Raw genomic sequence first — 24,443 nt, 5'->3', positions numbered from 1 at the left:
CGCCAAATAAGCGTCCGATAGCAAACTCATCCATGCCGTTGCTTCAACCGGGCGATCTCGTGCGCTTCGTTTCCCCAGCCAGCAGCCCGGAGTCTGACGCGATAGACCGGCGCGCTGAAATCCTGCGGAATTGGAGCTTGCGGGTCGATATCGCGCCGCATGCCTTCGACAAGGTGGGATATCTCGCCGGTACGGACGAAGCCCGCCTGGCCGACCTCACGGAAGCCTTTTCGATCCCGAAGTGCGCGCGATTTTTGCGACGCGAGGCGGCAAGAGGTCCTACCGCATTGCTCATCGCCTGCCTTTCGACGCAATCGCGCGTGACCGTAAGCCGCTGATCGCCTTCAGCGATATCGCAGCGCGTTCCCTGCGTTCAGCTTTCATGGACAACGGGCCGATCATGCTCGCCTCCGATCCCGCTATTCAATCTGCGGCGTTGACGAGCGAGCGGCAAGCCCGTGGCCCGCTTATCGGTGGCAGCCTTACGATGTTGGCCACCGCCGCCGGGTGGGCGCTCCCTTCCTTGCGTGGTGCAATACTGCTGATCGAGTCCAACGGGATCGCCATGGGCCAATTCGACCGGGATCTGACCATGCTGGTCAGAGCAGGTCACCTCGATGGTATCGCGGGTATCGCAATCGGCCACATCAACGGGACGCCACCCAATCCGCCGATTGATGCAACCGGATTGCTGCGCCGACACCTGGAAAAGTTTGACGTGCCGATCCTTGGCGGACTTCCCATTGGTCACGACCCGGACACACGCTCCGTCGTGCTCGGCGCTGAAACACTAATCGACGCGGGCACCGGAAGGCTGAAGCAGTTTAACTGAAAGAGAGAGGCGCCGTAAATGCAAACCCGGAAACCGTTATTCGGGCAGGATGCAGAAAATCGTATCAGAGAGCCCATCTTGAGCGATGCCGCGTTACAACCAAACGGCTGCTTTCCTTAGCTCGACACCGGGCGGGTTTCCTATGGACTTGCCAGCTTCAATCACAGACTCTTCGAAGATGGTAAAATCAAGTGAGATCGTCGGCGGATGTCAATGCGGAGCGGTGCGTTACCGCGCCGCTTCTCTTGGCCGCTCATCTGTCTGCCATTGCCGGATGTGTCAGCGGGCATTCGGCTCATTTTTTGCTTCCCTTGTCGTCGTAGAAGGCTTGGTTTGGATGAATGGCCAACCGCGCTATTTCGCAAGTTCCAACCTGAGCAAGCGTGGGTTTTGCGGGAATTGCGGGACGCCTTTGAGCTTGGAGAATTTTGACGATGGCCTAGTCGAAATAGCAACCGGTTCACTTGACGATCCTGAGATTGCGCCGCCGACATTACAGATCAACCATCGCTACGCTTGCTCTTTTTCCGACGGAATTGGCGACCTACCGGAACCGGACGACAAGACGGTTGCAGGAAACGATGCGTGGAATGCCAAAGTAATTTCGCACCAGAAGCCCTAGAAAGGACGGATCGTTAATCGAGGCGGTAGAGGGGCACTATGTTGCTCGACGAACCGACGATGGCTGGATGTTCTCGACCGTTGCTGCCTGCATGCCCGGATGGAGAAGTTAACAGCCAAGATTGGTCCGGCTAAAGAGCAGACCTCATGTATATTCCGGTTAACGGCAGTAATATCGCGCACTGCCGACCTCTGGCGCTGCATAGTGATTTCTCGGTCATGCAGCGACGCCGCATGTTTGCTGTAAGCCCCATATTGTATCATGCTGCGTTGCACGCGAATGTCCGCCATTGCAGCGGTACACCGGCAGACGCCTCGCGCCTGGTTAGGTCAAAGCGCCCAATTGAACCCTGTCGCTTCTTCTGACACCTCCCACAGCTTGACCATGACGGGTTTGTCATAGGCGTGGGGATGTAGCGTTCCCTTGCCAACCGGGCCGACGAATTCCGCGCGGCCTGTTGGGCCGTAGAGCGCCCGCTGCTCCAGCCCGTCTTCGGTGGCGCACATCACTTCCGGCCAAGAGCCTTTCTCTGCTGATTGCACCATCGGCGACAATGACATGATCCCAAACATGATCCGCGTCGCCAGGTTGCCGCTGGTCGTGATGAGCGATGTCCGTGACGCGCCGGGGTGGCAAACGTAAACCTCGACGTCTGTTCTGCCTGCCGCAGCCAGCCGATCCTGTAATTCATAGGCGAACATCATCTGCGCCAGCTTGCTTTGCGCGTAGGTGCGGTTCTGGTGATAATTCTTGTCCCAGTTCATGTCGTCGAACTGGATGGTCTTGATCCCCATATCGTAACCAAGGCTGCTAACAACCACGATCCGGCCCTTCGACCTTTCGATCCGCTCGAAGAGCAGCCCACACAGCAGAAAGTGGCCATAGTGGTTCGTTCCCAACATACTTTCGTGACCGTGCACGGTGAGCTTTTGCTTAGGCACCTGCGCGATTGCAGCGTTGCAAAGGAGGGCGTCGATGCGCTGTCCAGTCTTCAATATCTCGGGCACGGCTTCGCGCACGCTGGCGAGAGAGGCAAGGTCCATGCGGAAAAAGCTCACCTCGGCGTTGCTACCGAACTCATTTTTCAGTTTCGCGACGGCGGCTTGAGACTTCTCGGCCGAGCGGTTCAACATCACTACCTTTGCGCCTTTGTTGAGCAGCGTGCGCGCTGCCTGAAAGCCCGCGCCTGCGTTGGCACCGGTGATGAGGTAGGTTTTGCCCATCAGGTCACCGAGGCGATCTGGCGTCCAACCCTTGGGTCCAAATGTTGTATCCGGCATTGTCTCGCTCCGTTTGACTCCTGCACAGGGGCCGCGCGATTTATGTAACTGCGCTGGAAATGCAGATAAATCTCGTATGCGCTCAGAAACAAACGGATTAGTCGCGATTACTTGCCTGATTGTATCAATATAGTTGTCAAAGCTGATCTGAGGCTCTTAGATTTCCGGCATGGGAATAGACCAGATCAAGCAACTTATCGCAGGCCGAACCGATAGGGATGGCCTGACGGATACAGGCATCAAGGGCGTGCGCCTGTTCCGGGCCACGCAAGCAATTCCGTGTGCCCCAGCCGTCTATGAACCCTGCGTCGTGGCCATCGTAAGCGGAGCAAAGGAAGCGGTTCTGGATGGTCACAGATATTTCTACGATGACAGTCAGTACCTGTGCTGCCCGATGTCGATGCCCGTCAAAGCCGGGACACCCTCCGCCTCGCCTACCTCCCCTCTCTACGGTGTGCTGATCTCGCTGGACCAGCGCGTGATGATGGAGTTGGCCATGGAGATGGAGGATGCCGGAGGCGTCCTGCCTAACGTCAAAGGAGCATTACGGAAACAAGGGATCAGACTTGCGAGATGGGATCACGGCTTCACCGATGCGCTGCTGCGGCTGTTGCAGCTTGGAGCCAGCCAGACGGATACAGCGGTTCTGGGTGAGGCGCGGCTTAGAGAGTTGTATTACGCGATCCTGAAGGGCGACGCGGGCATCTTTGCCAGGCAGGCCTTCGGTGCTGGCAACGCCATCGCCCGTTCCATCGCACATATGTCGTCAAATCTGGATGCACCGATCTCGATCGATGACATGGCAACCCGCGCAGGCATGAGCCGAGCTGTCTTTCACCGCAAGTTCAAGCAGGTCACGACGATGGCCCCGATCCAATTCGTCAAATCGATGCGCCTGAACAACGCCGCGATGAAGATTGCAGCAGGCATGACGATCAATGAAGCGGCGATGGAGGTAGGCTACGTTAGCCCGTCCCAGTTCAGCCGTGAGTTCAAAATCATGTATGGGCAGTCGCCAAGGCAGTGGGTCAAGGCTCAGAAGCTTCCGATGGGAATATCTTGAAGCGGTGCTAGCGGTCGGAGAAACGGCTTCTCTTCATCGTCTGTCTTCTCAGTTGGAGAACAGGCTAACCTCAAGTCGGGGACTTTCAGGGGAGCAACTCACTAACCACGCCTTAGATACTCGTGCAAATAGCATCTTGGTCCGAACGCCCGCAGTGACCTTTCATTGATCAAATCCCAGGAAGCCAGGTCAAAACTCGGAAAAAACGTATCGGCATCTTGAATCTGAATTTCGACTTCGGAAATCATCAACCTTTGCGCAAGCGGGATCATCTCTTGGTAAATCCGTGCTCCGCCGATGCCATAGATTCGGTCATATCCCTTATCGGAAGCGATCTGGATGGCCGCGGTCACGGAAGGCGCCACAACCTCCGCAGCATCAGATTGTGAAGAGACAACTATGTTCAGACGCTTTGGCAGCGGCTTTATCGGAAGGCTTTCCCAAGTGTTACGTCCCATGATCAGCGCGCCGCCAAGCGTTTCACGCTGGAATGACTTCAAATCCTCGGGCAGATGCCATGGGATCTCGCCGTTTCGGCCGATTGCTCCGTCTTCGGCGCGCGCAACGATCAATGTTATCATCGCCTAGACCGCCACTGGCGCGCGGATCGCGGGGTCGGGATCGTAGCCAACGATCTCAAAGTCCTCGTAGCGGAAATCAAAGATGGACGACACATCGCGCTTGATCCGGATCGTTGGCAACGCCTTCGGCGTGCGCGTAAGCTGCAATTTCACCTGATCCATATGGTTGGAATATATGTGGGCATCGCCAATGGTGTGCACAAAATCCCCCGCCTCATAGCCCGTAACATGCGCAAGCATCACGAGAAGTAGCGCATAAGAGGCAATGTTAAACGGAACACCGAGGAACATGTCGGCTGAGCGCTGATAGAGCTGAAGGTGCATGCGACCGTTCAAGACCCGAACTTGCCACATTGTATGGCAAGGGGGGAGCGCCATGCGCGGGACATCTCCTGGATTCCAAGCGGAGACAATCAGGCGGCGACTATCAGGCGTGGCCTTTATCGCTTCGACGAGCTGCGTGATCTGGTCGACCCCCTTCCCAACATAGAGGGGTTCGCCATCGCTCATCTGCCCGGTCGGTTGCAGCGTGGGGAAAGCGCGCCATTGATGGCCATATACAGGGCCAAGGTCCCCATTTTCGTCAGCCCATTCGTCCCAGATCGTGACCCCATTATCGTTCAGATATCGGATATTGGTGTCGCCAGCCAAGAACCATAGAAGTTCATGAATGATCGAGCGCAAATGTAGTTTCTTGGTTGTTACCAAAGGAAAACCGTCCGCGAGCCGATAACGCGACTGCATGCCGAATAACGAGAGTGTGCCCGTACCCGTGCGGTCAGTTGATTCCTCACCAGATTCCAAAATGGTGCTCAATGCATCAAGATACTGCTTCAACTTTGCCCTCGTCTTTCTTTCCACAGCTCGGACGTCATCGGCCCGAAGCTAATATCATGGTGCAATCACATGGTCGCTCACTCTTCCAGCCCTTGGGACACCATTCGCCGGGTCAGAGCGACCTGCCCGCGCTGCTCTTTGATCTCCGCCAATTGCTCGGTCGACGGCGACATGATCGTGTCCCCTCCCAAAGGACGCTCAGAATCTCCTTGCGGAGACTATATCTGGACAAATCCAAAGGGTGAACCGCAATATCGGGGCCTTCATTAATATCACAATTCGCGCTTTGGTGTTTCAACGTGATTGACTTTCGCGTGCCCGTGAAAGATTTTCCGGCAAGCAAAGAAAAAATCTCGAGGTTGAGGCGATGAAGCGGTATTTGCTGGCGGTAACGGCGCTGTCTTTGGTATCCGCATGCGGTTCGGGCGTGTTCACCGAGGACGGTACGGACAATGGCGGTGGCGGGGCAGACGGTGGCGAAACTGGCCCAACGGGTTTCATCGCCCCCGACAACATTGCCGACAGGCTTGATTCCGTCATCTACAACCCCGGCAATCCCGCAACGGGCGATCCCGCAACGCTTGAGGTAACCGGCCTGCCCTTTGACGACGGTGATCTGTCGGCGGAATATACTCGTGACGCCTCGTTGGATGTCCCAGGCTTCCAGGCCTTCACCGCGCAGGCTGAATCCACCACCCCAGGAGAAGAAACCAGACACTACACCGTGTTGGTGCGCGAACAGGACGGGGTTCTTGTTGCGACGGCAGGTTCTGGATTTGCTGGCACGTTTTTTGGCGGTGCAAACTTCGCCCGCGAGAACACCTACTCAAAACCTCGTAATGAGGATCTAACAGGAGGCGTGCCAATCGAAGACGGCCCAACCGTCGGCAATGTGCTATACACTGGCACCTATGCTGGCGTCATCAATGTGACCACGGATGGCGGACCCGGCATACGCCGCATCGTCCGCACGTCGGGCGATGTCTCGGTAACTGCTGATTTTACCGACAACGAAGTCCAGGAAGGACTGATCACTGGGCGCCAATTTGAAGACCCGGTTCTCTTGCGGGACAACGACGACAACCCGATTTCGCTACCGGCAGGCACACCGCTTGATGATATGAGGTTCAGACCCACCGCGCTTGAGTCCGATGGAACGTTCACAGGAACGCTCACCGACCTTGATGACAACGGTATTGGTTCCTTTGCGGGTGCGTTTGCCGGCGAACGCGCGCCAGCCGTTGGCGGTGTTATCCGGGCACAAGGGCATATCGAGGCGCTGGACGACGCGGCGGGTCCGACGATTTTCGAGAATGGCGCCTTCACGGCGACGCGCTAAAACGATTGAGGGATAGGGCGATTCCCTCATGAGCCGCATGCGAAAGTTAGGATTGCTTCTGGGCTTTGCCTTGTTGGTGCAAACCCAAACGGCGCTGTCGCAAGCAGAAAGCCGGGAATTGACGCTGGATCAGGGCTTTGCGCTCGCCCTTAGCGCATTGCGCAGCGGCCAGCCCGCTGTTGCGCTGAAGCTTTCGGACGCGCTGTTGCAGGCACGTCCGAAAGACCCGGTGCTGCATTATCTGAAGGCCAACGCCCATGCCGATCTTGGGCAGGTGCGCCAAGGGCGCAAGGCCGCCGCCCGATCCTATCGGCTGGCGGAGCGTTCAGAGGACAAGTTTCAGGCGGCGCAGCTGGCGTCACGCATGGCGCTGGGGGCGCGGCAATATACGCTGTCGCAAATCTGGCTGCGCCGCACGGCGATCCACGCGCCGGATGACGAATCCGAGCGCCTGATCGCGCAGGACTATCGGGTGCTGCGGCAGGTGAACCCTTGGGCCTTCCGGCTACGCGGGGAACTCAGCCCATCAGACAATGTGAATGGCGGCGCCGACACTTCACTGCAGATCATCGACGGCGTGCCGGTGCAGGGCCAGTTGAGTGGTGGCGCGCAGGCCTTGTCGGGGCTGCTTGCCTCGGTCGATCTGGCGCTGACTTACCGATTGCGCCAGACCCGGGACAGCCGCACGACGCTTGGCAGCCGTGTCTATGTACAGCGGGTCAAGCTGTCTTCTTCTGCAAAGGATAAGGCCCCCGAATTCGACGAATCAGAGCTTGATTCGACCTTTGCCGAACTGTCTTTCCGGCATCTCTTCGCAGTTGGAAAACCGGAACGCGGTGGCAGCGCGTCGGTCGGTTTCGCCACGGGCTATTCCTATTGGGGCGGCGAACGGGCCTATAATTTAGCGCGGATCAGCGGCGATCGCACCTGGCGTCTGACGACTGGCGCACAGATTCGATTTGGCGGGCTGGCCGAAACCCGGTTCGCCGAGCGGTTCGGAACTAATGATGCCAATATTCTGGGCCTGGGCGGATATCTGACCAGACCGCTGAAAAACGGTGATAGGCTGTCGCTGGACCTGGCTTTGCGCAACGCCAAGGCGCGTCTGGAAAATGGCACTTTCTATTCCGCCTCGATGCGCATTGCCTATGGCTTTGGCAAACCGGTCGGTCCGGTGTTGATCGATACAGGGCTGGTGCTGGGATACTCCCACTATCCCCGGTTTGTGTCAGCCGGGTTCATCGAAGTGCCGGGTGGACGGACCGACAAGTCGATCTATGGCGATGTCAGCTTTTTCTTTCACCGCTATGATTATGCAGGATTTGCTCCAGTGCTGCGGCTGCGGACTGGTAAGCGGTCTTCAAATGACAGCCGCTATGACATTTCCGAGACCTCTCTGTCGTTGGGAATTGAATCAACCTTCTGACTTGCTCTGGCCCTTTGCGGCGTTAGCGCTAATCTAGGGTCGAACATAAGGGAGTTTGCCGATGAGTCTGACCTACCTGCACACCATGGTCCGCGTGAAGGACCTGGAAAAATCGATGGCCTTCTACGCCTTGCTGGGGCTGAAGGAAACGCGCCGCTACGAAAGCGAGCAGGGGCGGTTTTCGCTGATCTTCATGGCCCCTCCCGGTCAGGAGGACGCACCGATCGAGCTGACCTACAACTGGGATGGTGATGACGAACTGCCCAGCGACAGCCGCCATTTCGGGCATCTGGCCTATGGTGTCGACAACATTTACGAGACCTGCCAGCACCTGATGGACAATGGCGTGACGATCAACCGTCCGCCGCGCGACGGGCATATGGCCTTTGTGCGCTCGCCTGACAATATCTCGGTCGAACTGTTGCAAAAAGGCGAGTCGCTGCCAGCGGCAGAGCCCTGGGCGAGCATGGAAAATACCGGCCATTGGTGATCCGGGCGCTGGCGCTGGCTGCTGCCTGTCTGGCGGCCACTGGCGTCGCAGCCCAATGCCGTCAGGCCCTGGCGCTGGGGCTGGATGTCTCGGGCTCGGTCGACGCTCAGGAATACCGGATGCAATTGGATGGGCTGGCGGGTGCGCTGGCCCATCCCGAGGTGGTGGCGCTTACGACTGCGCAACCGGCGGCTCCTGTGCGGATCGCGATCTATGAATGGAGCGGTGAAAACGACCAGAGGCTGCTGCTGGAATGGCGCGACATTCGCAATCGAACGGATCTGGACCAGATCACCGCACTACTGCGCGCCACTCGACGCGCGGAGGCGGACCCCGGCACAGCTGTCGGCGCGGCGATGCGGTTCGGAGCGGGCATGCTGGCGCAACAGGGCGACTGCAGGAAACGCACGCTCAATCTGTCCGGCGACGGCAAGCATAATCTCGGCCCGCATCCCCGCGACGTTCAGGCGGAACTGAGCGATCAGGGGCTTACCATCAATGGGTTGCTGATTGGCACCGATCCGAGATTCGGCCAAAATCGAAGATATGGCCAGATCGGCGAGCTATCGGCCTATTACCGCGCATGGGTCATTCTGGGCCCCGGCGCCTTTGTCGAAATCGCGCTGGGTTTCGAAGAGTATGAGCGGGCGATGGTGCGCAAGCTCAGACGCGAATTGGAAGCACCGGCGATGTCCGCGATCCGTCCCGCACATCGCCTGGCGCTTCGCCGCCCTGCCCCTCAGTAGATATAGCGGATCTGGTCGGTCCAGTAGCGTTCGACCCGACGCAGCGAACTTGTAATATCCTCAATCCCCTCCATGCCCAGCACGCCCTTGTGCTGCAATCCCACCGCATGGCGGGCAAAGAGATCGGCCACGATATTGCGAATCTCGCGCCCGCGCTGGGTCAGGCGTACCCGCACCGAGCGGCGGTCAATCTCGCAGCGCTGGTGGTGCATATAGCCCATCTCGACCAGTTTCTTGAGGTTGTAGCTGACATTGCTGCCCTGATAGTAACCGCGGCTTTTCAGTTCCCCCGCCGTGACCTCGTTGTCACCGATATTGAACAACAGCAACGCCTGCACTGCGTTGATCTCCAGCACACCGACCCGCTCGAACTCGTCCTTGATCACATCAAGCAGCAGCCGGTGCAGCCGTTCCACAAGCGCGAGCGCTTCGAGGTAGGTGGTCATATACCCCTTGCCGCCCTCGCTGGTGATCTGTGTTTCGATACTCATCCGTTTCTCCGACTCGCTTGCTTTCGACAAGAGTGACCGGAAAAGCCGAACAATCAGTTAAGGGGTATTTTCGTCTATTTTTGGAAGGTTTGCGCGATTTCGGAGATCATCTGACCATAAGGCGCAGGTACGCTGGCCTGGCCCGTGACCCATTGATACAGGTCCTGATCATTCTCATGCAGAAGCTGGTCATAAAGATCCAGCGCCGCCGCATCGAGCTGCGCCAGATTGGCGTCGGCATAGGCGGACAGGATCAGATCCATCTCTTTGATACCGCGCCGCATCGAGCGCATTTTCAGCCGCTTGAGACGATGCGCGTGGGGCTCGCTCACGCGCGCAGCTCCGCCAGACCGCGCAGTTTCTTCTCCAGCCGCGCCGCCCGTTCGGTCAGCCCGCGCATCTCGCCCCGGATTGCGCGCAACTCGCCCACCAGAGAGCTCAGCTCGCTATCGGTCTCGCCTTCCTCGGCAGGTGCGTCCATGCCTTCACCCTCGCCGGTCAGCAGCCACATGATCGAGACATTCAGCAGCCCCGCCATCATCGACAGCTTGTTGGCACGCGGTTCGGCCAGATCATTCTCCCACGAGGCGATGGTGGCCTTCTTGACACCGATGCGACGCGCCAGTTGGGTCTGGGTCATGCCGGTCGCTTCGCGCGCGCCAGCGACACGGTCCCCGAAGGTGGCCGCATCAGGGCCGTACCAATCATTTGCTTCATTGTTCATCAGAACATATCCTTCATCGCTTGATCGCCGGATGGGCGCACCCTATGACAGTCGCGCCCATGATACAAACCGAGGTGGCCCATGAATTTCCTGTCAGCGACATTGTCACGCGTTAAGCCGTCTCCAACCATCGCAATGACAGCAAAAGCGGCGGAATTGAAGGCCGCCGGACGTGACGTTATTGGCCTGAGCGCGGGCGAGCCGGATTTTGACACTCCGCAGAATATCAAAGACGCCGCCGTGGCGGCCATCGCAGCGGGCAAGACCAAATACACAGCGCCCGATGGCATCCCCGAGTTGAAGCAGGCGGTCTGCGCCAAGCTCAAGCGCGACAATGGGCTGGACTATGCCCCGGCGCAGGTGTCGGTGGGCACCGGCGGCAAGCAGACGCTGTACAATGCGCTGATGGCCACGATGAATGCGGGCGACGAGGTGATCATCCCCGCACCCTACTGGGTCAGCTATCCCGACATGGTCCTGCTGGCGGGCGGCACGCCCGTGGTGGTCGAGACCAAGCTGGAAAACAGCTTCAAACTGACGCCCGCACAGCTTGAGGCGGCGATTACGCCGAACACGAAATGGTTCATCTTCAACTCGCCATCGAACCCGACCGGGGCAGGATATAGCCGCGACGAGTTGAAAGCGCTGACCGATGTGCTGATGCGCCATCCCCATGTCTGGATCATGACCGATGATATGTATGAGCATCTGGCCTATGACGGGTTCGAATTCTGCACGCCCGCGCAGGTCGAGCCGGGGCTGTATGAGCGCACGCTGACCTGCAACGGAGTGTCGAAGGCCTATGCGATGACCGGCTGGCGGATCGGGTATGCCGCCGGAGCGGTCGAGTTGATCGCCGCCATGCGCAAGATCCAGTCGCAAAGCACCTCGAACCCCTGCTCGGTCAGCCAATGGGCTGCTGTCGAAGCGCTGAATGGCACGCAGGATTTCCTGGCCCCCAATAACGAGGTCTTCAAACGCCGCCGCGATCTGGTTATCTCGATGCTCAGCCAGATCAACGGGGTCACCTGCCCGGTGCCCGAGGGGGCGTTTTATGTCTACCCCTCCATCGCGGGGCTGATCGGCAAGACAACGCCTGCCGGAGCGCTGATCAAAAATGACGAGGCGTTTGCCACGGCCCTGCTGGAAGAAGCGGATGTGGCGGTGGTGTTCGGCGCGGCCTTCGGTCTTTCGCCAAACTTTCGCGTCAGCTACGCTACCTCGGACGAGGCACTGACCGAGGCCTGCACGCGCATCCAGCGCTTCTGTGCCGCGCTCAGCTAGATAGGAGCAGGCATGTCCGCCGAACTGCCCGACTATTACTTCCGTGTCCGCGAAAACGGCGCCGTTGTGTTCCGCGTGGACACGGAAAACCGCCAGCGCCGGATCGAAATGGACCAGATCGCCGTGGTCAATATCCGCAATGGCGAGATCAAGCCGCACGGGCAGCGGCAGTTGTCCGAGCAGGACCTGCAGGAAATCCGAACCTGGATGGCGACACGCGCCGGGCTGCTGGCCAGCCGCGACATCGACGATATCCACCGCGCCGTTGACCACCTGAACCTGACCACGCAATGGGCCCAGTCCAAAGCCAGCGCAGCGCAGCTTGAAGAGGTGACCGACACCCTGCTGCTCGCCATGCATGACCTGCGCACGGTCCTGGTGCGCAAAAAGGCGGACCGGCTGATGGGCAAAGGCCGATCGGAATGATCTGAGCAGCAACCTAACTCAGGTTCATGAGGCTTGGTCATCAATGTCTTGTGTGGATGTCTCCTGCATAGCAAGACATTCTTGAGCTGATTTGAACTTCTGTCAGATGCAGTCGTGTTTCTGGCCTGTTAGCGCAGGGCACGCGGCTGCTGGCCCTGATGGTTTCCGCTGACTAAGTCCCAAACCGCAATACGGACAACTTCGTGTCCCTGACATTCGACGGGGTGTCTTGGATGGCGTGCTGATATTGCTCCATCATCTCAATTGTCTTGCGTCTCTTATGTTCCTTGTAACTGTTTATGCCGCATGGGGTTGGTAGCGTTCGTTTCGCGTCAGGACGGCCCAGACGATCCGAGCGGTTTTGTTGGCCATGGCCACGGTTGCTAACCTTGGAGGCTGTCGGTCCAACAGGGCGATTGTCCATGGATCTACGCGGTCCGGATATCCTTCATATGCCTCAGTCGTGCCGTCATGCCTGCTACCAATAGGCGTCGGACAAGGACGAAGCCGCTGTGGCGGCAGGGGCGCTTTTGGTTGGTGTATTGCGATGATCTGACGGTCTGGGTTTTGAGACTGGGCGCGTCTGTCTGACGATTGGGGTCTCTCAATCAACAGACAGGAGGGTCCCATGGCGGACACGACGACAACGCCGCTGCACGCGCGTATGATCGAAGATATGCGGATCAAAGGGCTGTGCGAGAGCTCTCAGAAGGCCCACATCCGGGCGGTTCGATACTTTGCAGAGTTCCTTGGGTGATCACCGGATACCGCGACCGCAGAAGATTTGCGCGCCTATCAGCTTCACATGGTGAACGGAACATCACGCCGTCGACATACAATGTGCGACTGGTCGGGCTGCGGTTCTTTTTCGAGACGACATGCCAGCGACCGGAGATGAAAGAGTGCATGCACTTCCGTACGGAGCCACGGAAGCTACCGGTCGTGTTCAGCGCCGAGGAGGTGTTCGAGCTGTTGAGGGTCGCCCCTGGCCCGGGTCTGAAGTATCGCGCGGTGCTCAGCATCTTGTATGGCACTGGGCTCAGAGCTTCGGAGGTCTGCAACCTCAAGGTCACGGATATCGACAGTGACCGGATGGTCATCCATGTCGAACGCGGCAAGGGCGGCAAGGATCGCAAGGTGATGTTGTCGCCAGGGCTGCTGGAACTCCTGCGCGACTATTGGCGCGAGGCCCCGCCCGACGGCTGGCTTTTTCCCGGAAAGCCCCGGATCAACCCACTGTCACCGCGCCAATTGCATCGCGCCTTCTGCGCAGCAAAGCATCTTGCCGGGATTAAGAAGCCCCGGAGCACGCTGCACAGTCTGCGCCACAGCTTCGCAACGCATCTGCTTGAGGCGGGAACCCCCTCTCGGCAGCATGCTGTGCATGCGCCTGCCGGGCAGTGGACCGAAGCTGGAGATTGCCGACATCTTTCGTACCTATGGTCCTGCCTATCGGCAGGCCAATGCTGGGTATCTGCACCTGAGCCAACTGCGGGTCATGTCGGCAATCGAGGTCTGTCGCACGGAAGCGCTCGGCGGACATGTGGCAGCTTGCACCAAGTGCCATCATCAGCACATTCCCTACAACTCATGCAAAAATCGGCATTGTCCGAAGTGTCAGGCACCGGCAGCGCGTGAATGGATGGTAGCGCGTGCCGACGACCTGCTGCCGGTCGCAGTACTTCCATGTGATCTTCACATTGCCAGCGGAGATCGCTCGGATAGCTCTGTGGAACAAGCGGGCCGTTTACGGCCTGCTGTTCAAAACGTCGGCTGAGACCATGATGACCATCGCCGCCGACCCCAAGCGCCTCGGCGCCCGCATCGGCATGTCCAGCGTCCTGCACACATCGCACCAGAGGTGCGTTTCCTTAACAATGAGGCGCGCCTTTGGCGCGACGGGATCAGCGCTCACCCATCATCCGCACATCCACATGATCGTCCCGGGTGGTGGCTTGTCTCCGGACGGCCGCCAATGGGTCGCCTGCAAGCCCGGGTTCTTTCTCCACGTGCGCGTGCTGTGCGGCTATTCCGACGGCTCTTTCTTGAAGGCCTGATGGCCTTGCACCGTGCAGGACAACTGAGGTTCTTCGGCGGGCCAGAGGCCGTGCTGGCATACCTGTCCCGCTACACCCACCGCGTCGCCATCTCAAACCATCGGCTCGTCACTGCTGATGCGGGCACCGTGGCGTTCCAATGGAAGGATTACAGGATCAAGCGCGGAGATCGCATGAAGGTCATGCACCTGCCGACCTTTGAGTTCATCCTGCGCTTTGTGATGCACGTCCTGCCTGATCGTTTCCATCGCATCCGCCACTACGGCTTCCTCTCAGGTGCTGGTCGCAAAGAGAAAATCGCCCAGATCTGCGCACTGCTCGGGGACATCAAATCGGCGCAAGCAGACCAACCATCGAATGAAGCGCCACCACCCCCCCATTGCGCGAGCCATGCCCAGACTGCGGTGAGCAAATGCGCATCGTCGAGACCGTCCGGCGCGGGCAGTTACCTCTAACTCGAGCGCCACCAAGAAAGCAGGCCGCTTGATGAACCGCCCATCTTGTGCCCGTCCTACGACCCGACGCTCGCCGCGCCGGGCAAAGGGAGGCTTTGGCTCAATCCTATCCACGCGTCGCAACGGGAGCCGAACCAAAGCCGTAAGACCAACAGAAGTGCCCGATGGCGCGCCAAAAGCCGCGCAGCCGAACCACCAAACTCGGCAAACACAACGAAACTCAAACGAACATCAAGCACAGACGCCAGTGCTTTCCCCATAGCACGGCGCTAGCGCCCCGCGGCTTCCACCTTGTCAGACTTGTCAACGCGGGCCGTCCCGACAAGTCCAACCTAACCATCTGACCCGCATCAAAAAATCTTAGACAAAGCCGTCCTTAGATTTCTAGCTCTCGAAGTTCGCTTTGCGCGCTCTGCGAAACTAGCGAAAGCCTCGTGGGCTGGAAGCAGTATTCTTTGTAAGAACCGCAAAACAAAGTAACGACGCCCGAAGCGGACGCTCAGACTGGCTCGACAACGCAAATGTAGCAGCGCTGTCGTTAGTTGGGAGTGAAGCCAAAGTGTCAAATGTTGTGAATGATCAGTTGCTTGCGCCGGACCAATCGCATTGGATGTCGCTAAAAGCATATAGGTCAGTTTCGAGAGGATTGCTTTCCTTCGGATAATGAAGGGTCCTGCAGGCGTTTCTATGCTGCTGGGTAATTGGGGGCCCATTCTAAATCGTCTTACGCGGCATGAAATAGCTTTGGGTTCGGCCGCATTCTGGGGTGGGCTATTTGCCCTGTTTTTCGCGCTCTTGTGGACTGCTGTTGAACGCTATCAGGGCTGGTGGGCTTCACTTGACCCAAACGGTAGCACAAACTTCAGTGGAGGAACCGGTTTCGGTGGTGGTTTTGTAGTGACAGAAGTTAATGGCATTCTCACCACGCACGGCTGGCTAATGGTCGCGCTAAACACACTCGTGTTCATGGCGATCGGTATGCTCGTCGCTGTATTAGTTTGGTCGTTCATAGGCGAGCCGCTCCCGGGTTCTGACGAGAGCTAAGCCTGCTCTTCGAGAGCAGTCATTCAGACATTCCGCAGCATCCGGCACTTTGGGTTCATGGACTAAGTCGCTCTCGCGACAAGGGCGCTCGTTTCGGGTGTCGTGAACTGCTCGCGCGGCGGTCATGTTTTGCGATGTAACGGACCTGCCTGACGATTGAGGTTTCTCAGTTGGACAGGAGGTTCTCTTGACACAGTAGAAGATGAGCCCGCTGCGTGCGCGGATGATCCCTCTCGGGCCATTGCTTTGCAATGCCCTGCCGGGCAGCGGAGGACATGCGTATCCGCGGGATGGCGGAGACATCGCAGAAAGCGCATATCCGGGCACTGAAGGACTTCACCGCGTTTCTGGCGTGCGCGCCGGATACAGCGACACCGGATGAGTTGCGCGCCTATCAGCTTCATATGACCGATACCGAGGTTACGCCATCGGTCTATAACGCCCGGATCACCGCGCTGCGGTTCTTCTTCGGCATGACCTGCGACCGGGAGGAGATGAAGAAGTACATGCAGTTCCGCACCGAACAACGGAAGCTGCCGATTGTGCTGAGCTTTGAGGAAGTTTCGGCGGTTCTTGCCTCGGCGCCTGGACCCGGTCTCAAGTATCGGGCTGCGCTCGGCATCGGGTATGGCGCGGGGCTACGGGCATTTGAAGTGACCAACCTGAAGGTTCGGGACATCGACAGTGATCGGATGCTGATCCATGTCGAACGCGGCAAAGGTAGCAAGGATCGCGACGAGATGCTGTCCCCATCATTGTTAGAGCTTCTTCGCGATTACTGGCGCTAGGCGCGCCCACAGGGCTGGTTGTTTCCAGGGCAAAGCCGGGTTGAACCGCTGTCGTCGCGCTTTCTGAACCGTGCCTTCAACTCCGCCAAGGCCATGGCGGGGATTAAGAAGCCCGCGACGTTGCACTCGCTACGGCGTAGCTTTGCCACGCATCTGTTGGAGGCCGATACGGATGTGCGGGTGATCCAGGTGCTGCTCGGCCACGCCAAGCTGACCACGACCGCGCGATGCACCCATGTGGCCACCAAGACGTTGCGCAATGTATCCAGTCCGTTTGAGCATATCCAGGACATGACCTGACGGGCGCGGCGGCGTGCCCCCTCTCATCGATTGCAAAGCAATCGACTGCCGGGCAGCGCAGCACGCGCTGGAGGTTGCTGACATCATTCGCGATCATGGTCCTGCCTTCCGGCGGGCAAATGCAGGGCATCTGAGCCTCGCGCAACTTAAGGTCATGTCTTCCATTAAGGCCTGCCGCACGCAAGCGCTCGGCGGGCGCGTGGCCGCTTGCACCAAGTGTGACCATCAGCATATCGCGTATAACTCCTGCAAAAACCGGCACTGCCCCAAATGCCAGGGTGAGCCGATGGAACGCCAATGGTCCGAGAGACATTGGCGAACGCGGCGTGTGACTGGATGGCCGCGCGGAAGGAAGACCTGCTGCCCGTAGAGTACTTCCACCTTGTCTTCACGCTGCCAGCCGTGATCGCCCACATCGCCTATTGGAACAAGCGCGCAGTCTACGGACTGCTGTTCAAAGCATCAGCTGAGACGGTGGCGACAACTGCCGCCGATCCCAGGCGCCTGGGTGCACGGGTTGGGATGACAAGCGTGCTGCACACCTGGGGATCGGCGATGACGCATCATCCCCACTTTCACATGATCGTGCCCGGCGGCGGCCTGTCGCCGGGTGGTTCCAGTTGGCTCGCTTGCAAGCCTGGGTTTTTCTGTCCGTCCGGGTCCTGCCACGGCTCTTCCGGCGGCTGTTCCTCGAAGGATTGATGCGTCTGCATCGCACCAGGCAGCTTGCCTTCTTTGGTGATCTGAGCGGCTTGGCAAATGTGGATGCACTTGCCGAGTATCTCGCGCCTCTTCACAAGACCGAATGGGTCGTGTACGCCAAGCCGCTCTTCGGTGGTCCAGAGGCGGTGCTGGCTTACCTGAGCCGGTACACGCATCGCATCGCCATCTCCAACCACCGCCTGGTCAGCGCCGATGCCGACACCGTGGCGTTCCGCTGGAAGGATTACCGCGTCAAATTCGGCGACCGCATGAAGATCATGCGCCTCCACACGCACGAGTTCATCCGCCGCTTCCTGATCCATGTACTTCCGGATGGCTTCCACCGCATTCGCCACTACGGCCTGCTGGCAAGCGCAGCCCGCAAAACCAACATCGCGAAGATCCGCACGTTGCTGGGCGAGAAAGCGACCGCGCAGGACGATGCACCCACCGCCGATGTCATCCCTTTGACATTGCGGGAGCCATGCCCCGACTGCGGAGGGCAAAAGCGCATCATCGAGACCTTCCGGCGCGGGAGCTTCCACGGTCTCGTGATCCACCGCGGAGGCAGGCCGCATGACCGAAAGCCTGTCCATCCCGTCCACCCCAAACCGGTTGCAGCAGCAATGCCGGAAAAGCCACTTTGTCCGCAGCACCCCGACAGGCCGCACCAACAGCGCAAAAGGCCACCTGACCGGGTCAAATCCTCGGGAGAGACTCCGAGACGGCCAACTTAAACCCCCGAACTGGCGTTTCCGTGACGGTCAAAGACACAGCCAACCGCGTTCTTTCCCCATAGATAGCACCCGGACCCCGCGGCTTCCTCCCTGAGAGGTTGGTCAACACGGGCCACAGTCAGTCCCAGCCCATAACGCGCGCAATGGCCCGCGTCGAAAAACCTGCATCGGAGCCGACATTGGGCTTAGTTATCTGACCTTCGACACCAAGGGTCAGTGTGCCTCGGCCCAGTTTGCCCCTTGCCCCGCGTCTACCACCAGCCGCACGTCCAGCTTGACCGCCGGGTCGGAGGCGCTCTCCATCACGTCGCGGGCCGCTTCTATGGTTGCGTCCACCGCGTCTTCGGGCACTTCAAACAGCAATTCGTCATGCACCTGAAGCAGCATTCTGGCAGGCAGGCCGGCGATTGCTGCGGGCATCCGCACCATCGCGCGGCGGATCACATCGGCTGCCGTGCCCTGGATCGGGGCGTTGATGGCGGCACGTTTGGCAAAGCCCGCATGCGGGCCCTTGGCGTTGATTTCGGTGGTGTGGATCTTGCGGCCAAAGAGCGTCTGCACATAGCCGTGTTCCTTGGCGAAGGCGACGGTGTCATCCATATAGGTGCGGATGCCTGGGAAACGTTCGAAATAGCGGTCGATGAACCCCTGCGCCTCTGAGCGGGGAATGCGCAGGTTGCGGGCCAGGCCAAAGCCCGAAATGCCGTAGATCACCCCGAAATTGATCGCCTTGGCCTGCCGCCGGATATCCGGCGTCATCTCGTCCAGCGGCACGTCAAACATCTCGGACGCGGTCATGGCGTGAATGTCCAGCCCGTCGGCGAAAGCCTGTTTCAGCGCGTCGATCCCGGCGATATGGGCGAGGATGCGCAGTTCGATCTGGGAGTAGTCGAGGCTGAGCAGCACATTGCCCGGCTCGGCCACAAACGCCTCGCGGATGCGGCGGCCTTCTTCAGTGCGCACGGGGATGTTCTGCAGGTTGGGATCGGTTGAGGCCAGACGCCCCGTGTTCGCCCCGGTGATCGAATAAGACGTGTGCACCCGGCCCGTATCGGGGTTGATATGGGTCTGCAGCGCGTCAGTATAGGTCGATTTCAGCTTGCTCAACTGCCGCCAGTCCAGCACCCGGCGCGGCAGTTCATGTTCGGTGGCCAAATCTTCGAGGATATCCGCGCCGGTCGAGTATTTCCCGGCCTTGCCACGCTTGCCGCCGGGCAGCGCCATCTTGTCGAACAGGATCTCGCCCAGTTGCGCCGGTGAGCCGACATTGAAGGTCTCGCCCGCCAATTCGTGGATCTCCGCCTCAAGCCCGGCCATCTTCTGGGCAAAGGCGTTGGACATGCGGCTGAGCGTCTCGCGGTCGACCTTGATCCCGTGCATCTCCATCTCGGTCAGCACCGGGACCAGCGGGCGTTCAAGCGTTTCGTAGACGGTCGTGACCTGCACTTGATGCAATTGCGGTTTGAAATGCTGCCAGAGGCGCAGGGTGATGTCCGCATCCTCGGCCGCATAAGCGGTGGCGTCTTCGATGGGGACCTTGTCGAAGGTGATTGCCGATTTGCCCGAGCCCAGCAGCGGTTTGATCGGGATCGGCGTGTGGTCGAGATAGCGCTCGCTGAGCGTATCCATACCATGCCCATGCTCGCCACCATGCATCGCGTAGGACATCAGCATCGTGTCATCGATCGGGCCGACGGTGACGCCGTAGCGGGCAAAGATCTTGGCGTCATATTTCATGTTCTGTCCGATCTTGAGGATGGATGGGTCCTCAAGCACCGGCTTCAGCAGCGCCAGCGCTTCGTCCAGCGGCATCTGCCCTTCGGCCAGATCGTCCGAGCCGAACAGGTCATCCGTGGCGCTCGCGCGGTGGGTCAGCGGGATGTAACAGGCTTTGCCCGGCTCCACACAGAGCGAAATGCCCACCAGTCCGGCGATCATTTCATTCAGCCCGGTGGTTTCGGTATCCACTGCGACCCAGCCGCGTTCCCGGATCTGGTCGAGCCAGGGCTGCAAGGCAGCCGCGTCGCGCACGCATTCATAATTGGAGGCATCAAAGGCGATGTCTTCTTGAGGTTCGGCCTCGGGCTTGACGGGGGCGTCCTTGATGGTTGGCGCCTCGACACCCAGTTGATCGGCGATGCGTTTGGTGAGGGTGCGGAACTCCATCTCGGCCAGAAACGCCATCAGCGCCTCGGGCTCGGGATCTTTTACCTCAAGATCGTCGAGGGTGAAATCCAGCGGCGTGGCCTCATCCAGCTGAACCAGTTTTTTCGACAGCTCGATCTGGTCGCGCTTTTCGATCAGGGTCTGGCGGCGCTTGGGCTGCCTGATCTCTTCGGCGCGGTCCAGCAGCGTCTCCAGATCGCCATATTCGTTGATCAGCAGGGCTGCTGTTTTCACGCCGATCCCCGGCGCTCCCGGCACGTTGTCGACGCTGTCGCCCGCCAGCGCCTGCACGTCGACCACCCGTTCCGGCCCGACACCGAACTTCTCGAACACGCCATCGCGGTCGATCCGGCGGTTTTTCATGGCGTCGAACATTTCCACGCCGTCGCCCACCAATTGCATCAGGTCCTTATCCGAGCTCACGATGGTCACACGGCCACCCGCATCGCGCGCCTGAACGGCAAGCGTGGCGATGATGTCGTCAGCCTCGAACCCTTCGAGCTCCTTGCAGGCGATGTTGAACGCCTGGGTCGCCTGACGGGTCAGCGGCATCTGCGGGCGTAGATCCTCGGGCATCGCCTCGCGGTTGGCCTTGTAGAGATCGTAGAGGTCATTGCGGAATGTGTGCGAGCCCTTGTCGAAGATCACCGCAACATGTGTCGGCGCGTCCGGCCCGGCGTTATCTTCGACATATTTCTGCAGCATGTTGCAGAAACCCGCGACCGCCCCGATCGGCAACCCGTCCGACTTCCGCGTCAGCGGCGGCAGTGCGTGATAGGCGCGGAAGATGAAGGCCGAGCCGTCGATCAGGTGGAGATGGCAGCCTTTTCCGAAACTCTGCGACATGGGACCCTCTTGCTTCGCGCGATGCCCTGTTTTGGCATGGACGCGGCAAAGCTGCCAGATGCCTTTTGGCGGCTTAGGCCCGGGGCGCGCCCCCGGCGCGAGGCCGAACTGCGCTAAGGAGCGATATGAAGCCTATGGGAGAGTCGGACCGAGACGGGCAGAGGGGTCCAGATGCCGAAATCGAGACCAGCGGCGCGCAGCATGTTGCCGACCCACACATTGCAGGTGTTAAAGAGGTTGAAGCGACCGCGTGCGGCAAAGAAAACATCGCTGCCGGACAGGCCCTTGTCGGCAAGCCAGACCGGGTTTCCGGCGGCATCGCGTGCGAAGCTCTCGGAAATAGCCGCAAGCAGTAGTTCGAATTGCGCGTTGCTCAGGGAGAGGCGCTGAATATCCAGATCAGCGGGCAACGGCCCTGCCAGATCCAGCCGCATCACCGCGCGGTCCCCGAACAGGCCCTTCAGAACTGCGCCCGTAGTGATGTCGGTATAGCCGCCGGTTGTCGTATAGAACTCCCGCGCGCCCCAGCCGATCACCAGCCAGCGCGCCTCGGGGTGGTTGATGCGCAGACCTGCCCCGGCGGCAAAGCCAAACCGTGCGCGCGTCTCTGCATCAAGCGGCAGGAGAACATCGTAGTGGATGGGACCGGAGAGCAATCCAATTTCGCGATCCTGCCCACCGGGGGCTGCGCCAGAAACCCCGAAGGGAACAATCGCCCCGATCAGTGCGCCGATCAGGTAGAGGCCCAGCGGAACGCTCAGGGCAAGCGCCAGCCCATGCCACCACCCGCGGCGGGTTGTGCGGATCATGGCATTACGAAAGCGCGGGCCGCCTTGTCCCAGATCAGCCCGGTCCGGGTTGCGATATTGCGCATCTGTTTGTTCAGGGAGCGGTCGTTCAGACGTCGGCTCATGCTGCGCAGGGGGACCATGTTGCGCTCGCCATACCCGTCGATGAGAAAGAACCCGCTAACCTCACCGCGGTGGCCATAGACGATATTCGCCTCGTGAATGTCCCTTGCAACGACCTGAAGCTGGAAGAGCCTGCCCACCATCGTGTTGAGGTCCTGCAGCATCTCGGCGCTCAGTTGCCCATCGCGGCAGATCGAGGACAGGTGGGTCGCAAGCTCTCCGGTTTTGCTGGTGATGCGTTCAAAGACGGAACCAGGCCCCAGATCGGTTTGCACCACCCCAAGCGAGCGTGCCAGCGGGGTATGGGCAATCTCGGGCCCGATCTTCAGCGCGGTTTTCAACTCGCACTCGATCTCTTTCAGCGTATTGCGGTGGACGGAATCGGGAAACATCTTCCATGCCAGCCGCTTGGCCCATGTGTGGTTGGCGTAGTGCTCCTTGATCGGCTTGATCTTGATCAGCAGGTCAGGCTCACCCGGGCAGGCATAGACCGAGCGATGACCGCCGCTGGCTACCGGTTCCAGGTCGGACAAATGGAAGAGCTTGGCAGCAAAGAGCATCCGGCCTCCGTCAACTTGGTCAGCCTTGCGGGGCGTGGCCCTTCAGGATGTATCTGCAATCGCAATAGGGGCATTCGACCCAACCGATGTCTTCGGGGATTTGCAGCCAGACGCGGGGATGGCCGAGGGCACCCTCGCCGCCATCGCAGGCAACGCGGCTGGTCTCGACGGTTCTGGTTTCCGGCGCGTCTATTGTCATCGCTGGCAGTCCTTCTGGTGTTGTCGGCCCCGCGGGCTTGGATTAGGTGCTTTTATGAGCGATGAGCCAGCAAGGGGCAAGACCGGCAGATGACGCAGGACGCCATACGGATCGAAGGACTGGTCAAGACCTACACGGGCAGTGGGGGTATGGGTGACAAGCGGGCCCTGAACGGCATCGACCTGCAGGTGCCGCGCGGGTCGGTCTTTGGCCTGCTGGGTCCGAACGGGGCCGGGAAATCGACCCTGATCAACATTCTGGCCGGATTAGTGCTGAAGACATCCGGCAAGGTCACGATCTGGGGCTTCGATCAGGACGCCAACCCGCGGCAGTCGCGCGCCTCGATCGGGGTGATGCCGCAGGAGCTGAACCTGGACCCGTTCTTCACCCCGCGCGGCGCGCTTGAGGTGCAGGCGGGGCTCTACGGTGTGCCCAAGTCGCAGCGGCGCAGTGACGAGATCCTTGAGCTTGTTGGTCTGAGTGACAAGGCCGAGGCTTATGCCCGTACCCTCTCTGGTGGGATGCGGCGGCGGCTTCTTTTGGGCAAGGCGCTGGTGCACCACCCGCATGTACTGGTGCTGGACGAGCCGACGGCGGGCGTCGATATCGAGCTGCGGCAGATGCTCTGGGCCAATGTGCGGAGGCTGAACCAGCAGGGCATGACCATCATCCTGACGACGCATTACCTGGAAGAGGCCGAAGCGATGTGCGACGAGATCGCCATCATCAACCATGGCGAGTTGGTGGCGCGTGACAGCACCGCCAACCTGCTGGGTCGCCTCGATGCGCGCTCGATGGTGATCGTGCCGGACGGGCCGGTGTCCGACATGCCACGAGCGGATGGGATCGAGGCGCATAAGCGCGACGATGGCGCATTGGTGCTGAGCTATTTCAGCCGCTGCACCAGCGCCGAGCAGGTGCTGGCCGCGGTCCGCGACGCCGGGATCACGATCCGCGAGGTCAAGACCGAGGAAGCCGATCTTGAGGATGTCTTCCTGTCCCTGACCGCCACCCGCTGACCTGTTTCACGCATCGCGATCCAGCCGCGCCTGGTAGCAATTGTTGCGGGACGAGCGGATGTGGATATAGGTGACCTCCGGTTTTGCAAAGATGTCGCTGGCAGCCTCCAGAAGGGTCTCGGTCGGGGCGATGGTCCCAGTGCCATAGACGATCCTATCGTCCGTTCCATAGCCCTTGATCAGATAATCGGGCGACGTGGTCAGTATCTCGGGCAGGGTACCTGAGTTCTGATACTTCTCGCAGGGCGCGGCGCATAGATAGATCGGGCCGGTCTCGGCATAGGGCTGCAGCTCGGCAAATGGCATATGCGCCAGGATCAGCATCTCTGTGCCTTCGGGAATGTTGCGCAGGCAGTGACGGCAGGGATGGCCCGGCCCGGTCGAGACGTCGCGCTCGGGCGGGTTGCCATAGGCATCGGGCGCACCTGACTGGTAGGCGCGGACCTGATCGGTGGGCAGGGCGGTTATTTTTGGCATGGGGTTCTCCTTTTTCCGGCAGTCTGGCTGATCCGCGCGGG

The 24,443-nt window shown here is 59.7% G+C and carries 23 protein-coding genes and 6 pseudogenes; 17 read left to right on the top strand and 12 right to left on the bottom strand.

Annotated features, from left to right (window positions below):
- Positions 1 to 32: 32 nt before the first annotated feature.
- The 3 genes and pseudogenes from AB1E34_RS03735 to AB1E34_RS03725 all read left to right on the top strand — a co-directional run.
- A pseudogene (locus AB1E34_RS03735) lies at positions 33 to 301 on the top strand (LD-carboxypeptidase); the annotation flags it as partial.
- Between the two features lie 81 nt (positions 302 to 382).
- Positions 383 to 832, top strand: a complete 450-nt coding sequence (locus tag AB1E34_RS03730) for a hypothetical protein (protein ID WP_372571101.1) — start codon at positions 383 to 385, stop codon at positions 830 to 832.
- 85 nt (positions 833 to 917) lie between these two features.
- Positions 918 to 1,454: a GFA family protein gene (locus AB1E34_RS03725; protein ID WP_372570991.1), complete on the top strand. Its 537-nt coding sequence runs from the start codon at positions 918 to 920 to the stop codon at positions 1,452 to 1,454.
- 329 nt (positions 1,455 to 1,783) lie between these two features.
- Here AB1E34_RS03725 and AB1E34_RS03720 read toward each other — a convergent pair whose 3' ends face one another.
- Positions 1,784 to 2,734: an SDR family oxidoreductase gene (locus tag AB1E34_RS03720; RefSeq protein ID WP_372570990.1), complete on the bottom strand. Its 951-nt coding sequence runs from the start codon at positions 2,732 to 2,734 to the stop codon at positions 1,784 to 1,786.
- Between the two features lie 169 nt (positions 2,735 to 2,903).
- Here AB1E34_RS03720 and AB1E34_RS03715 point away from each other — a divergent pair, with 169 nt between their 5' ends.
- Positions 2,904 to 3,797, top strand: coding sequence for an AraC family transcriptional regulator (locus AB1E34_RS03715; RefSeq protein WP_372570989.1), 894 nt, complete (start codon positions 2,904 to 2,906; stop codon positions 3,795 to 3,797).
- 101 nt (positions 3,798 to 3,898) lie between these two features.
- Here the strand turns inward: AB1E34_RS03715 and AB1E34_RS03710 are convergent, their stop codons facing one another.
- The gene (locus AB1E34_RS03710; protein ID WP_372570988.1) at positions 3,899 to 4,378 is read right to left on the bottom strand and encodes a dihydrofolate reductase; all 480 of its coding nucleotides are present in this window, start codon (positions 4,376 to 4,378) and stop codon (positions 3,899 to 3,901) included.
- 3 nt (positions 4,379 to 4,381) lie between these two features.
- The gene (locus tag AB1E34_RS03705) at positions 4,382 to 5,215 is read right to left on the bottom strand and encodes a thymidylate synthase (RefSeq protein WP_372570987.1); all 834 of its coding nucleotides are present in this window, start codon (positions 5,213 to 5,215) and stop codon (positions 4,382 to 4,384) included.
- 367 nt (positions 5,216 to 5,582) lie between these two features.
- Here AB1E34_RS03705 and AB1E34_RS03700 point away from each other — a divergent pair, with 367 nt between their 5' ends.
- The 4 genes from AB1E34_RS03700 to AB1E34_RS03685 all read left to right on the top strand — a co-directional run bounded on the left by AB1E34_RS03700 (position 5,583) and on the right by AB1E34_RS03685 (position 9,216).
- A complete protein-coding gene (locus tag AB1E34_RS03700; RefSeq protein ID WP_372570986.1) occupies positions 5,583 to 6,554 on the top strand; it encodes a hypothetical protein in 972 nt (323 codons plus the stop codon).
- Positions 6,555 to 6,582: 28 nt separating this feature from the next.
- Positions 6,583 to 7,980, top strand: coding sequence for a hypothetical protein (locus tag AB1E34_RS03695; protein WP_372570985.1), 1,398 nt, complete (start codon positions 6,583 to 6,585; stop codon positions 7,978 to 7,980).
- 61 nt (positions 7,981 to 8,041) lie between these two features.
- Positions 8,042 to 8,470 (top strand): VOC family protein, encoded by a 429-nt coding sequence (locus AB1E34_RS03690; RefSeq protein ID WP_372570984.1) that lies wholly within the window; start codon positions 8,042 to 8,044, stop codon positions 8,468 to 8,470.
- Positions 8,467 to 9,216: a DUF1194 domain-containing protein gene (locus AB1E34_RS03685; RefSeq protein ID WP_372570983.1), complete on the top strand. Its 750-nt coding sequence runs from the start codon at positions 8,467 to 8,469 to the stop codon at positions 9,214 to 9,216. Before AB1E34_RS03690 ends, AB1E34_RS03685 begins: the two co-directional genes overlap by 4 nt.
- Here AB1E34_RS03685 and AB1E34_RS03680 read toward each other — a convergent pair.
- The 3 genes from AB1E34_RS03680 to AB1E34_RS03670 all read right to left on the bottom strand — a co-directional run bounded on the left by AB1E34_RS03680 (position 9,210) and on the right by AB1E34_RS03670 (position 10,431).
- Positions 9,210 to 9,707 (bottom strand): MarR family winged helix-turn-helix transcriptional regulator, encoded by a 498-nt coding sequence (locus AB1E34_RS03680; RefSeq protein ID WP_372570982.1) that lies wholly within the window; start codon positions 9,705 to 9,707, stop codon positions 9,210 to 9,212. The genes AB1E34_RS03685 and AB1E34_RS03680 overlap by 7 nt on opposite strands.
- Before the next feature lie 74 nt (positions 9,708 to 9,781).
- Positions 9,782 to 10,039 carry a succinate dehydrogenase assembly factor 2 gene (locus AB1E34_RS03675; RefSeq protein WP_372570981.1) on the bottom strand — a complete coding sequence of 86 codons (258 nt, stop codon included), beginning with the start codon at positions 10,037 to 10,039 and terminating at the stop codon, positions 9,782 to 9,784.
- Positions 10,036 to 10,431, bottom strand: a complete 396-nt coding sequence (locus AB1E34_RS03670; RefSeq protein ID WP_372570980.1) for a helix-turn-helix domain-containing protein — start codon at positions 10,429 to 10,431, stop codon at positions 10,036 to 10,038. Before AB1E34_RS03670 ends, AB1E34_RS03675 begins: the two co-directional genes overlap by 4 nt.
- An 81-nt stretch (positions 10,432 to 10,512) precedes the next feature.
- Between AB1E34_RS03670 and AB1E34_RS03665 the strand changes: the two genes are divergently transcribed.
- Positions 10,513 to 11,715, top strand: coding sequence for a pyridoxal phosphate-dependent aminotransferase (locus AB1E34_RS03665; RefSeq protein WP_372570979.1), 1,203 nt, complete (start codon positions 10,513 to 10,515; stop codon positions 11,713 to 11,715).
- Positions 11,716 to 11,727: 12 nt separating this feature from the next.
- Positions 11,728 to 12,141, top strand: coding sequence for a hypothetical protein (locus tag AB1E34_RS03660; protein ID WP_372570978.1), 414 nt, complete (start codon positions 11,728 to 11,730; stop codon positions 12,139 to 12,141).
- Between the two features lie 297 nt (positions 12,142 to 12,438).
- Here AB1E34_RS03660 and AB1E34_RS26110 read toward each other — a convergent pair.
- Positions 12,439 to 12,638, bottom strand: a pseudogene (locus tag AB1E34_RS26110) (IS110 family transposase); the annotation flags it as partial.
- Positions 12,639 to 12,769: 131 nt separating this feature from the next.
- Here AB1E34_RS26110 and AB1E34_RS03655 point away from each other — a divergent pair.
- The 6 genes and pseudogenes from AB1E34_RS03655 (at position 12,770) to AB1E34_RS03630 (ending at position 18,067) form a co-directional block, all read left to right on the top strand.
- Positions 12,770 to 12,898, top strand: a complete 129-nt coding sequence (locus tag AB1E34_RS03655; RefSeq protein ID WP_372570977.1) for a hypothetical protein — start codon at positions 12,770 to 12,772, stop codon at positions 12,896 to 12,898.
- A 48-nt stretch (positions 12,899 to 12,946) separates the two neighbouring features.
- Positions 12,947 to 13,512 (top strand): annotated as a pseudogene (locus tag AB1E34_RS03650) (tyrosine-type recombinase/integrase); the annotation flags it as partial.
- Between the two features lie 13 nt (positions 13,513 to 13,525).
- Positions 13,526 to 14,685 (top strand): annotated as a pseudogene (locus tag AB1E34_RS03645) (IS91 family transposase).
- A gap of 631 nt (positions 14,686 to 15,316) precedes the next feature.
- Positions 15,317 to 15,697 (top strand): hypothetical protein, encoded by a 381-nt coding sequence (locus AB1E34_RS03640; RefSeq protein WP_372570976.1) that lies wholly within the window; start codon positions 15,317 to 15,319, stop codon positions 15,695 to 15,697.
- A 275-nt stretch (positions 15,698 to 15,972) separates the two neighbouring features.
- Positions 15,973 to 16,785, top strand: a pseudogene (locus AB1E34_RS03635) (tyrosine-type recombinase/integrase).
- 40 nt (positions 16,786 to 16,825) lie between these two features.
- Positions 16,826 to 18,067, top strand: a pseudogene (locus tag AB1E34_RS03630) (IS91 family transposase).
- 370 nt (positions 18,068 to 18,437) lie between these two features.
- Here AB1E34_RS03630 and polA read toward each other — a convergent pair.
- The 4 genes from polA to AB1E34_RS03610 all read right to left on the bottom strand — a co-directional run bounded on the left by polA (position 18,438) and on the right by AB1E34_RS03610 (position 22,906).
- Positions 18,438 to 21,236 (bottom strand): DNA polymerase I, encoded by a 2,799-nt coding sequence (polA, locus tag AB1E34_RS03625; protein ID WP_372570975.1) that lies wholly within the window; start codon positions 21,234 to 21,236, stop codon positions 18,438 to 18,440.
- Positions 21,237 to 21,349: 113 nt separating this feature from the next.
- Positions 21,350 to 22,045: a TIGR02117 family protein gene (locus AB1E34_RS03620; RefSeq protein ID WP_372570974.1), complete on the bottom strand. Its 696-nt coding sequence runs from the start codon at positions 22,043 to 22,045 to the stop codon at positions 21,350 to 21,352.
- On the bottom strand, positions 22,042 to 22,707 hold the full coding sequence (locus AB1E34_RS03615) for a YrbL family protein (protein ID WP_372570973.1): 666 nt from the start codon (positions 22,705 to 22,707) through the stop codon (positions 22,042 to 22,044). Before AB1E34_RS03615 ends, AB1E34_RS03620 begins: the two co-directional genes overlap by 4 nt.
- Before the next feature lie 19 nt (positions 22,708 to 22,726).
- Entirely contained in the window at positions 22,727 to 22,906 is a 180-nt protein-coding gene (locus AB1E34_RS03610) for a zinc-finger domain-containing protein (RefSeq protein ID WP_372570972.1), read from the bottom strand.
- 89 nt (positions 22,907 to 22,995) lie between these two features.
- Between AB1E34_RS03610 and AB1E34_RS03605 the strand changes: the two genes are divergently transcribed.
- Entirely contained in the window at positions 22,996 to 23,925 is a 930-nt protein-coding gene (locus tag AB1E34_RS03605; protein WP_372570971.1) for an ABC transporter ATP-binding protein, read from the top strand.
- A gap of 6 nt (positions 23,926 to 23,931) precedes the next feature.
- Here AB1E34_RS03605 and AB1E34_RS03600 read toward each other — a convergent pair whose 3' ends face one another.
- Complete coding sequence (locus AB1E34_RS03600) at positions 23,932 to 24,402, bottom strand: DUF1203 domain-containing protein (protein ID WP_372570970.1); 471 nt, start codon at positions 24,400 to 24,402, stop codon at positions 23,932 to 23,934.
- Between the last annotated feature and the right edge of the window lie 41 nt (positions 24,403 to 24,443).

This window comes from Ruegeria jejuensis, assembly GCF_041537905.1.
GTDB lineage: Bacteria > Pseudomonadota > Alphaproteobacteria > Rhodobacterales > Rhodobacteraceae > Ruegeria_C.
Note: the sequence above shows the minus strand (reverse complement) of the source record. Positions and strands in the feature narration are given on the sequence as shown.